General features: G+C 42.8%; 11 protein-coding genes. 9 read left to right on the top strand and 2 right to left on the bottom strand.

Going from position 1 to position 10573, the window contains the following annotated elements:
- Nucleotides 1–107 precede the first annotated feature (107 nt).
- The 3 genes from KW060_RS08330 (at nt 108) to KW060_RS08320 (ending at nt 2510) form a co-directional block, all read left to right on the top strand.
- Nucleotides 108–359: a hypothetical protein gene (locus tag KW060_RS08330; RefSeq protein ID WP_249034354.1), complete on the top strand. Its 252-nt coding sequence runs from the start codon at nt 108–110 to the stop codon at nt 357–359.
- 72 nt (nt 360–431) lie between these two features.
- Nucleotides 432–1904, top strand: a complete 1473-nt coding sequence (locus tag KW060_RS08325; protein ID WP_249034353.1) for a hypothetical protein — start codon at nt 432–434, stop codon at nt 1902–1904.
- Between the two features lie 96 nt (nt 1905–2000).
- On the top strand, nt 2001–2510 hold the full coding sequence (locus tag KW060_RS08320; RefSeq protein WP_249034352.1) for a Cif family virulence factor: 510 nt from the start codon (nt 2001–2003) through the stop codon (nt 2508–2510).
- 112 nt (nt 2511–2622) lie between these two features.
- Here the strand turns inward: KW060_RS08320 and KW060_RS08315 are convergent, their stop codons facing one another.
- Together KW060_RS08315 and KW060_RS08310 are read right to left on the bottom strand one after the other, a co-directional pair.
- Nucleotides 2623–2913 (bottom strand): hypothetical protein, encoded by a 291-nt coding sequence (locus KW060_RS08315; protein ID WP_249034351.1) that lies wholly within the window; start codon nt 2911–2913, stop codon nt 2623–2625.
- A 21-nt stretch (nt 2914–2934) separates the two neighbouring features.
- On the bottom strand, nt 2935–3498 hold the full coding sequence (locus KW060_RS08310; RefSeq protein ID WP_249034350.1) for an NnrU family protein: 564 nt from the start codon (nt 3496–3498) through the stop codon (nt 2935–2937).
- A gap of 164 nt (nt 3499–3662) precedes the next feature.
- Between KW060_RS08310 and KW060_RS08305 the strand changes: the two genes are divergently transcribed.
- From KW060_RS08305 to KW060_RS08280, 6 genes are all read left to right on the top strand, one after another.
- Nucleotides 3663–4160: a SixA phosphatase family protein gene (locus KW060_RS08305; RefSeq protein WP_249034349.1), complete on the top strand. Its 498-nt coding sequence runs from the start codon at nt 3663–3665 to the stop codon at nt 4158–4160.
- Nucleotides 4161–4459: 299 nt separating this feature from the next.
- Nucleotides 4460–5254, top strand: a complete 795-nt coding sequence (locus KW060_RS08300) for a D-Ala-D-Ala carboxypeptidase family metallohydrolase (protein ID WP_249034348.1) — start codon at nt 4460–4462, stop codon at nt 5252–5254.
- A 3-nt stretch (nt 5255–5257) separates the two neighbouring features.
- Entirely contained in the window at nt 5258–5800 is a 543-nt protein-coding gene (locus tag KW060_RS08295) for a hypothetical protein (protein WP_249034347.1), read from the top strand.
- Between the two features lie 532 nt (nt 5801–6332).
- The gene (locus tag KW060_RS08290) at nt 6333–6644 is read left to right on the top strand and encodes a hypothetical protein (RefSeq protein ID WP_249034346.1); all 312 of its coding nucleotides are present in this window, start codon (nt 6333–6335) and stop codon (nt 6642–6644) included.
- A complete protein-coding gene (locus KW060_RS08285) occupies nt 6645–7205 on the top strand; it encodes a hypothetical protein (protein ID WP_249034345.1) in 561 nt (186 codons plus the stop codon). It begins immediately after the preceding gene.
- Between the two features lie 79 nt (nt 7206–7284).
- Nucleotides 7285–10350: a WD40/YVTN/BNR-like repeat-containing protein gene (locus KW060_RS08280; RefSeq protein ID WP_249034344.1), complete on the top strand. Its 3066-nt coding sequence runs from the start codon at nt 7285–7287 to the stop codon at nt 10348–10350.
- Nucleotides 10351–10573: the final 223 nt, after the last annotated feature.

The raw sequence follows: 10573 nt of genomic DNA, 5'->3' as shown, positions 1-10573 counted from the left end.
GGGTTAATTCATATGTGGCTTCGGTTGCGCCATTAATATCTGCGCCATTTCGTTGCCATTGATATCAAATGGAACCCGCGACCCTTTATGATTTATATGAGAATTTCTTGAAATTTAGACCCGAGACAAAAGCCCTGATGGATAAATATCAGGCACCGGGCTTAAGCTTAAAAGAAAATCTGACGATGAATCTGGCATTCGCGACAGCCGCTGCACGTCTACAGTATTTCCGTGTCCGCGAACCTATTCCAGAAACACTGGACGGGCAGGCGGCATATTGGAAGAAATACTGGAACACCAAACACGGCAAAGGCACCACAGACCAATATAGCGAACATTATAAGAAATATGTTCTTTAAACCCTACCAAACCCCGCGAGCGCCCCTCGCGGGGTTATTATTTTAACTACAAAATTACGAAAGGATGTTGCGATGCAATATTTTAAAAGCGGCGATAACGCCAATAAAACTGAACTTGAAAAACTAAAACAGAAGAAACAAAACTATTTGAATAGTGGCTATATCGACTCCGGTGTTGAGCAGCTACTTGATACCAAAATTGAAGAATTAGAAAGGCGAATTGATCCTTGGGATTTAAACACGTCAAAATCATCAACAAAAGTAGAATATGATCCTAGTTTGGCAGGTATTCCGACTGAATTTGCAAATAGTAACACTCTAAAAAATCAAAATACTTTTGATGACAATCAGCAAGAATTAGGTGGTAATCCTGCTCAGAGGATTATTAATGCAGGCGTAAATCAGTTTAATGAAACGGATTTAAGCCTTCCACGCGATTTTGGAAGTACATTTACAAACACTGGAATTGATACTCTAAATTTTGTAAATCAATCATTGTTTGTCAATCCGGTGAAAGCAGGATACACAGCCTTACAATCCATTGGTGCTGCTACAGAAGGCGTGGCTTCATCAGTTGCACAAACAGCGCGAGAATTCGGTATGCCACCAAATTCGGCTAATAGGCTTGAACGTGATTTACTAGCGGTGACATCGGCACCTGTAACATTACCAACAGTTGGATCATTGGGCGCTTTAAATAATTCAAAGAAACTTAGCAATAATCGTACGTCGTACCTTGCTGAAGAAGAACTGAACTTGTATAATCCACCAAATAAACCACTACGTGATTTTAATGAGGATTATCCATATGGGGCAAAAATCGAAAGTCAATACCCAGGAAATCAAGGACGATTGGCTCAGGACATTGATGGAAACCCGCTCACCGCAAGATTTGTCGCTGGTCGAACGACACAAGGCGGAATTGATCGAGGAATATCGCCAGAAGTTTATGACGAAATCTCAACGGGAATCATGGGAAATAAGGCGGAAGGAGTTTCTGCAGAATATCTCGGACCCAACACTGAAGGTGCGACGTACTTTGACCCGTTAACCAAGAAACCAATAGAGATTGGCATTTTAAACACACTTGACGATGATTATTATAAGCAAGTCTATGGCCACGAAATTGGTCATGTGATTGATCAAGCGGCTGGTGAAATTCCCACGGCTGGTATCGAAAACAACCTACGAAGCGTTTATCATACTATGAATACCGGTAGGGAAAACTCGACCAATCAATTTGGTCCTCAACATTTTGGTTATGGTGATGAAGATATTCCTCGTGAATTAATGGCGGAATCAATTCGTGCATATATGGCTGATCCCAATTATATAAAAACGGTTGCTCCCGAAGTTGCCAAGCGTATTAGAAAACATGTTAACCAAAACCCCGATATCAATAAAACTATACAGTTTAACAGTACAGGGGCAGGTATAGGACTTGGCGCAACAGGGTTATCAGATCATCAAAGTAAATCGCCTGAAACCTTGAATTACAATAATTATGATTATGAAATGCGCCAAAAATATCTGTATGAATATTAATCAATTAAACCCCGCCGGATTATGTCGGCGGGTTTTTTTCTTGTTTTATAAATGGTTGCAAGGTAGCGTACATGAAATTTTATAAAAGGGTTCACCATGAAGTATTTATTGATCGTTTTCGCGTTTATCACCACCGTAATTTCATCTGCGGCAGCGCAGGAAAGAGAAGGGGTTAACCCGAATGATGTGGATAGTATCGATAGTGTCATGCGCGCCTATTATGAGGCCGTGTCCGGCCCGCCGGGGATTAGGGATTATAAACGTATTCTGACGCTATATTTACCGAATGCGAAACTGAATATCAGCACACCGGACGGTGAACTGGTTCATGGTATCGTTGAAGAAGTGGTGATGACGAAGAAATTCCAAACCATTTCAACGGATTTTTACGAACGCGAAATTTCACGTGATGAACAGCGTTTTGGCGATATGGCCAACGTGATCAGCACATATGGCATATCGGATGCGTGGGAAAATGAAAATTACACCGCCCGTGGTGTCACGGTTTTTCAAATGCGTAAATATAATGGTCGTTGGTGGATCATGTCCAGCATGTGGCAGCGCGAAAGCGATGATTTGCCATTGCCCGCGCATTTACTGGATTAATGTTGATGGCCCAAGATGATGATAACGCCAAAAATAAACCGCCTACCTTTATAATTGCATTTGTGGTTGCAAAGGTGGCGGTTCTTATCTTGGTCGGGTATCTTGTATATGCTTATATATAATTGACCTTTTGAAAATAATTTTTCGCGGCAGAAATCCTTTTGGACAGGTCATGTTCCGCCGGCAATGAAAACTGGCTCATCACGCCGTTCAGCATACCCATGATCAATTCAACACGAACGATCAGGTTTTTTTCTTCATTGCATTGTTCATCAAAATCCATCCATTCGGGATGGGTGTGATGAAGCTTCACTTCTTCTTCGATTTCGACGACAAATTTTTCAATACCCGGTATCACGTCTTCTAACGTGAGGTTAGCGGGCATTTCCATTTCTTCACTCATTCTAACTTCCCTTCAATAACTTTACATTACCATTACGGGCATTCCGGTGAAATAAGGGTGCGCGAACACAAGGACCGCATAAACCGCAATCGCCACCACCACACGGATGATGTCTTTTTTTAATGGAACGGGTGCCGGTCTTTCGTATTCACGGTCACGCATATTCAACATAATAATTTCAAGTGCCGCCCAACAGGCCAAGCCACCAAATAAAATTATGCTTCTGTTTTCGCCATTTGAAATTAAATGGCCCGCGCCCCATAAAATCATTCCCATTAACATGGGGTGGCGGATATGACGTTTGACGTTGCTGTCACCATTGGCAGCACCAAACAGGAATATGGAAATAATCATAAACAGGCTGGTTGTACTGACCGCGCCATCCGGGACATCATACATGATGGCGGGTATGGTAGAACGCCATCCCATGACGATCATCACGAGCGACAAAAGGATCAATAGCGCGAATAACCCGCGGTAGCCATTCCCCATTTTTTGGGCAAGTGAATTTCTAAAATTCGGCAGTGCGGCGGGCATTAAATGAACAACGGACCATAGCAAAACACCAGCAATCAATAGTCCCATTTATATACCCTTTTCTGTTATTATTATTCTATCCCATTGAAATAGCGTAACAAAATTTTGGCCATTTTGCAAATAAATGCAGTATCGCTATGGTTGTGTCACTAAATTGTAATTTCTTGTAACTATAATTGTTAAAGTTGTGAATTGTGAGTACACTATAAAATATGAAAAAATTACATTTAATAAGACACGCGAAATCAAGCTGGAACAGCGGGGATTTAAGCGATATTGAACGCCCCCTTAACGCCCGCGGGCATAAGGCTTGTGAATTGATGGCAGGCATTATTCATGATGCCGGATGCACATTTGAAAATACATTCGCAAGCCCCGCATTACGCGCCAGAACCACCATCGAAAACATCGCTCATCATTTGACGGATCAAGATATCAAATGGGAAATTGATGAGGATTTATACACATTTAGCGCCCTTGATTTAATGTTATGGTGCCGCAGGATAGACGAGGGATTATCGGACGTCGTCATCGTCGGCCATAACCCCGCCATCACCGAATTCACCAACCGCATGACCGGTTCCGACATCCTCAATGTGCCAACATGTGGTTACATCCAAATGGAATTCCTAAGCACATGGAAAGACCTCGATTTCGGTATCGCCACCCTAAACGAATTCATCACCCCCAAAATGGTGAAGGGTGAATAGAATCTCAAACCGTCATACCCCGACTTGATCGGGGTATCCATTATAGAAATAAATCTATACTTCAATAGATTGCCCGATCAAGTCGGGCAATGACAAATTTTGACTACTTGATAATGGTTGAAATTTTTGTGTAATGGTACAACGTATCACACATTTTGCAGCTATTAAATTATTGACTTTACCCGGCGCCCGACTGACGCTTGGTAAACAATTATATGAGACAGAACTGACAATGAAAATTGTCGGGCCTGTCTCTTTTTTTATCTCAAACTTAAATTTTAAACGAAAGGAAAAATACCATGAGTAAAAAATACATTTGGGATAGCACTGACTATCCATGGGGCGATGACCCCGGGCTTGACATGTTAAAAGTTGAATATGACAAGCAAAAGAAAATCGAAAATCGATTTAACAGTAATGGAATAGGGCTAACGTCATATCATCAGCCTTCTTCAGAACTTGCAAAAAAAATGAAGATACGTGCGACGAAAACAGGAATACCAATTCATTTGGCGTCTGTACAAAATTCGTTGAATTCAAATAATCCTGCTGTTAAGGTCTCTGGAAACGGTTCAACTGAAAAATCAGTAACAAATTCAGACGGTTCGGTTACTATCACCAGAGAACGTCAGATCAATAACGGGGGCACAATGCAGACACAATCCGGTTCTATAAGATTAATGCCGGAATTTGAAACTGCTAATGGTGCCCCGGCAGCGATTGATAATACTGTCAAAAATCAATTGTTTGACCTTAGTGAAAGTAAAGGTGGCATGGTTGTAGATGTACATAGTGGCACAAGAACAAAAGCACAAAACGACATTTTAGTGAGAAAAGGAACAGGCGCGAGAAATAGTGCTCATTTATCTTCTGACGCAGCAGACATTAGTATTGGAAATAATAGTTCGAGCCAGACTGCGACTGATGCTTATAATTCTGGCCTTTTCAATAGAGTTAACATTTATAGCAATGGTGGCGTACACGTAGATAATAAGCCAAGGCCTAATGGTTCAATGGGGTATTATCGTGACTGGCAAAGAGTTGGTGATGTAACACCACGTACAAAGCCGACACCACCAAAAAGGAATAAATAAAAAATGAAATCCATTACAATGCTTTGCAGTTTAATTTTTTTGGTATTTTTCCAAATTAATGTTTCAGCACAAACATCAAATACAGTTCAATTGTCGAAAGGGCAGGTATGCGACGTTAAGGTTGGTCGTGAAATTAATGAATTATTGCATGATGGTGAACGAGTTACTGTTGAAAAATATAGTGGCGAAGATGAAGCCGTTTTGGTTTTTCATGTGCCAATATCAAACTGCGGCATTGTAAAGGTATATGCTAGTGGCGAAAGGTTGAAAATTTTTCAGGTAGAAACAGATAATAACAAATTTTCAACATCCCTAGGCGGTAGAGTGGGTATGACGCTCGAAGAATTAAAATCGTTATATCCGAAAGTTAAACTAAATTATCCACAGATTAATTCTAAGAATTTTAGCTTTGGATTTTACCTGCCGAATGAAGAAGGCCATTTTGATTTTGATGCAAATCATATAAGAGTAAAATGTGAACAAGATTATGACACGTGTAAACGTGAATTTGACAATCTTCGTGCTGTATCCTTTGTAACGTATTAGTTTGAATTAGTCATACCTCAGCATCCTAAACCGTCATACCCCGACTTGATCGGGGTATCCATTTCAGAAATAAATCTATACTTCAATAGATTGCCCGATCAAGTCGGGCAATGACAATCTTGAGTACTTGAAATCTTATCAAACCTATACTCGGATATCCCAAAACCGTCATACTCGGACTTGTTCCGAGTATCTATTTTTGATTATGAGTGATTGTTCAATGTAATGAGACTCTCGGAACAAGTCCGAGAGTGACGGAGTGAGGGTAATCTTGAAAATTAAAACTCACGCTTTTCCATTGATAAGATTCTGTGGATCCCAAATCAAGTTTGGGATGACGGTTGTTTTGTGGTGATGTCGCAGCCTCTCTAGCTTCATTCCGAACTTGATCCGGGAACCTTAGGTGAAGGAGCGAAGCGATGACAATCCATGAAATCCTCGAAGTGGATAAATGTGGATTGTTTTTGATACTTGAATTTCAAGCAACCACGCTTATCTATTGATATATAACATCAATAACCTTGGGGGCTTTGTGGCGAATTTTACTCAAAATTGGAAACTGATCATATTTGCTGCGGTACTATTCACTATTGGTGCTGTGATGATGGTTGATGCGCCGGTGAATGTGGGCACGGTTGACGCGGAAATATCAACCGCGGTCGCAAATGGCCCGACACAGGAACTGGCCGTATTCGCAAAATTCCCAAATGGTGTACAGGTAAAAATCCAAAACTTCCCAATAGATCAAATCAAAGAAGGTCGCAAAATCCGCCTTGATCATTTCAAAACAAATATCCTGGGATATAACACATATAAATTTATAGGATTCATAGAGGAGGGGTAAGTGAAAGAAGAAAATAAATTTGATAAATTACCGTTTGTTGTTTGTCTGGTGCTTTTTGCAATTGTCATATTGGCTTATTTAATAAATTTCGCTACAGGAACAAATATATCACCTGCAAATGATGATTGGGGAACGTTCGGAGATTTTGTGGGCGGTATCACAAACCCGATCATCGCCTTAGCGGTGCTTTGGTACGTTTGGAAATCATTTCAAACAAACAGAAAAGCTATTGATGAGCTTGTAAAACAGACATCAATACAAAAAACTGAAAGCCAGATTAATTCTTTGCATTCTAACAACTCATATTTACTTGCTTCACAAACTAAACATGAAAAACAATTATCTGACATATTGGATGTAATTAATACAAAGAAACAGGAAATAATTAAGGCAGTTGAAAATAATAATCGAGAAAAATTTGAAAAGTTAAATAAAGAAAAAATAAAATTCGAAGAAGAATTTGCATTAAGTAAGGAAAGGTATTTGAAAATTAGTGAAAATTTAGATGCGAATCTTAATAAGATCAACAAATTAGAGAAAGCACTAAACGAAATAACATAACATCTTACTCTTGCCCCGGGATTTTTCCTGTGATAGCCTGATTTTTATCAAGGTTAGGGACTAAAAAAAGGGATAATCCATGAAGAATATGAACAAGTTGCTGCTGTCGGCGGCGATGATGGTGCTTCCGGTTGCAGCACCTCAAGTGGCTGTATCTGCAGGTGTTAATGTTGGCGGGAAATACGAAAGTTATGAATTCAGAAACGTGGGGCCAACACGTGGTGGTCGTGTGACCGCGGTTGCGGGTACGGTTGATGAAATCGCGACGTTTTACCTGGGCGCGTCCGGTGGTGGCGTTTGGAAAACCGATGATTATGGCACAACATGGATGAATGTTTCCGATGGTTATTTCGCGACACCATCAATCGGTGATATCGCGGTCGCGCAGAATGACGCCAATATTGTTTATGTGGGCACAGGGTCAGATGGCCTGCGTTCCAATGTGATTGTCGGTAAAGGGGTTTACCGATCCATTGATGGCGGCACGTCATGGAAACATATGGGCCTTGAAAACACAGGGCAAATCGGCGCAGTTGAAATTGACCCAAGATCAAACGACACCGTTTATGTGGCGGCGATTGGTTCGGCCTTTGGCCCAAATGAGGACCGCGGATTATATAAAACAACCGACGGCGGTGAAACATGGGACAAGGTTCTTTATATTTCCGATGACGTTGGCATTGTTGATGTTGAATTCCATCCATCAAACCCGAACATCGTTTATGCATCCGCATGGAAAGCGGAACGTAAACCATGGACGATTGATTCTGGTGGTGAAATGGCCGATGGCGACGGCGGTATTTATAAATCCATCGACGCCGGTAAAACATGGAAAAAAATCAATAACGGTCTGCCAACCGGGCTTGTTGGTAAAATCGACCTTGCGACTACGCCTGCCAATTCAAGTGTTCTTGGCGCGCTCGTTGAGGCACCAGCCCCCGATGGCGGATTATACTGGTCAGAGGATCAAGGCGAAACATGGAAACATGTATCCAATGATAAAGGCATTCAAAACCGCCCGTTTTATTACACCAACCTTGATATCGACCCGACCAATGAGAACATCATTTATTCAAACGCAAACCCGTTAAGAAAATCGGTCGATGGCGGTAAAACATGGACAACAATGTCCGTGCCTCATGGTGATAACCATGACATGTGGATTAACCCGAATAACCCGGATTTATTCATTCAAGCGAACGATGGTGGTGCAAATGTCACCCATAATGGCGGTAAATCGTGGTCAACACAGTTTAACCAACCAACCACAGAAGTGTATCAGGTTGAGGTCGACGACCAGCATCCATACTGGTTATATGCGGGAATGCAGGACAACGGCAGCACGATTATGGTGCCAAGCAACGCACCATGGGGCGCACAGCACACAAATGCATTCATTCAATATGCGGGCGGCTGTGAAACGGGCCCAGCGGTTCCAAAACCGGGTAATCACAATATCGTTTATTCCGATTGTAAGGGGCGTTTTGGCACATATGATAAACGCACGGGAACAGAACGCGCCTATTACGTGGGGGCGACCAATATTTATGGCCATAATCCGGCCGATCTTAAATACCGTTTCCAACGTGTTGCGCCAATTCACGTGTCTCCACATGATGCGGACACGGTTTATCATGGTTCACAATATCTTCACCGCACACGTGATGACGGTGTGACATGGGAACAAATTTCACCTGACCTAACGGCCAATGAACCGGATAAACAAGTGATTTCCGGCACGCCGATCACCCGTGACATTACCGGTGAAGAATATTATTCAACCATTTATTCCATTCAGGAAAGCACCGTTGAAAAGGGTGTGATCTGGGTCGGTGCCAATGATGGCCCGGTTTCGGTCACCCGTGATGACGGTGCAACATGGCAAACAGTAACCCCACGCATGCCAAGCGGCGGCCGTGTGGATAGCGTCGCACCAAGCCGCCATGTGGCGGGGAAGGCTTATGTCACGGTGCTGCGTTATATGTTTGATGACTGGAAACCATATATTTATAAAACCGAAAATTACGGTGAAAGCTGGCAGCTTATTACCGATGGTATTCCGGATAATTTCCCGGTGCGCGTTGTTCGCGAAAGCCCGGATCATCCGGGGCTTCTGATTGCGGGCACGGAATTTGGTATGTTTATGTCATCCGATGACGGTGAAAATTGGGAAGAATTCCAACAAAATTTACCCGTAACACCGATCACCGACATTAAATTCATCCGTGGCGATCTTGCCATTTCAACAATGGGGCGTGGTTTCTGGGTGATGGATAACGTTCAATCGGTTGCATCCGCGTCGATTGCGTCTGGTGACACACTTAAGGTTATGGCACCGGGTGACCGTTTCCGTTACCGCCATCCGCGCGGTGTGCCGCGTGACGGCACCAGTGACGGTGTGCCGGAATTGCCGCGCCCAACGGTTGCCATTGATTATTATGTGCCGGCGGGTGAACATAATGACATTAAGCTTGAAATCCTTGATGCCGCGGGTGACGTTGTCACCACATATGTCAATGACGGTACAGAACAGGATGACGATGATGTAAATGCACCGGCGCACATTAATACGGACGCCCTTGAAATGGACGAGGGGCTTAACCGTTTCCGCTGGAATATGCAGCATCTTGGCCCATGGCATTCAAATGCATCACGCCGTTATTCTGATGGTGCGATTGCAACACCGGGGCAATATGCTGTGCGCATCACGGTTGGTGGCCAAACGGCGGAAAGCACGTTTAACCTGCTTGTTGATCCGCGAGTAACGGAACAGGGATTAAATGTTGTTGATCTTGAACGTCAGACACAAATGCAGCTTCGTATTGCTGAACTTTTCTCAAACGCGCGTAAACTTGATGTGATTTCAAACGAAGAGCATCGCGCGCTTCACCGCCAGTACCGCGGCCAAAGTAACGAAGAACGCGGTGATGTGGCCAATGCGCAATTTGACCGTGTCCACGCGACTATCCGTACACTGGGTACACCAAACGTGATTTACCCGAAAGCGGGTCTTGTTGGGATGATCAGTTATCTTTACAACATCAACTCAGACGCCGATCAGGTGCCAGGCAAAGACAGTGTCGACCGTTTCGCAGAACTTTCCGCCGAATTTAACGCGGTTGAGGCAGCGTATCGGGATAAGTGATAAAAAATAATGTCATAGCTCGACTTGATCGGGCTATCCATTAAAGAAAAAGACCTGTCCTTGTATGGATTACCCGATAAAGTCGGGTAATGACAAAATATTATATAAAGCCTCGTAGGTTTATCCAGCGTGGCTTTTTTATTACCCACACCGTTGTCATTCCGGACTTGATCCGGAATCCACGGAATCCTATCACTAAGATGGATTTATCAATATTTGACGT

The organism is Pseudemcibacter aquimaris, assembly GCF_028869115.1.
Classification (GTDB): Bacteria; Pseudomonadota; Alphaproteobacteria; order Sphingomonadales; family Emcibacteraceae; genus Pseudemcibacter; species Pseudemcibacter aquimaris.
The sequence above is the reverse complement of the archived record's forward strand: the minus strand, read 5'-3'. Positions and strand labels throughout refer to the sequence as shown.

Bases quoted from the DNA above. Each gene is read 5' to 3' on its own strand.
- KW060_RS08295 (WP_249034347.1), top strand. From the start codon at position 5,258: ATGAAATCCATTACAATGCTTTGCAGTTTAATTTTTTTGGTATTTTTC.
- KW060_RS08300 (WP_249034348.1), top strand. From the start codon at position 4,460: ATGAGTAAAAAATACATTTGGGATAGCACTGACTATCCATGGGGCGAT.
- KW060_RS08310 (WP_249034350.1), bottom strand. From the start codon at position 3,498: ATGGGACTATTGATTGCTGGTGTTTTGCTATGGTCCGTTGTTCATTTA.
- KW060_RS08325 (WP_249034353.1), top strand. From the start codon at position 432: ATGCAATATTTTAAAAGCGGCGATAACGCCAATAAAACTGAACTTGAA.
- KW060_RS08280 (WP_249034344.1), top strand. From the start codon at position 7,285: ATGAAGAATATGAACAAGTTGCTGCTGTCGGCGGCGATGATGGTGCTT.
- KW060_RS08305 (WP_249034349.1), top strand. From the start codon at position 3,663: ATGAAAAAATTACATTTAATAAGACACGCGAAATCAAGCTGGAACAGC.
- KW060_RS08315 (WP_249034351.1), bottom strand. From the start codon at position 2,913: ATGAGTGAAGAAATGGAAATGCCCGCTAACCTCACGTTAGAAGACGTG.
- KW060_RS08320 (WP_249034352.1), top strand. From the start codon at position 2,001: ATGAAGTATTTATTGATCGTTTTCGCGTTTATCACCACCGTAATTTCA.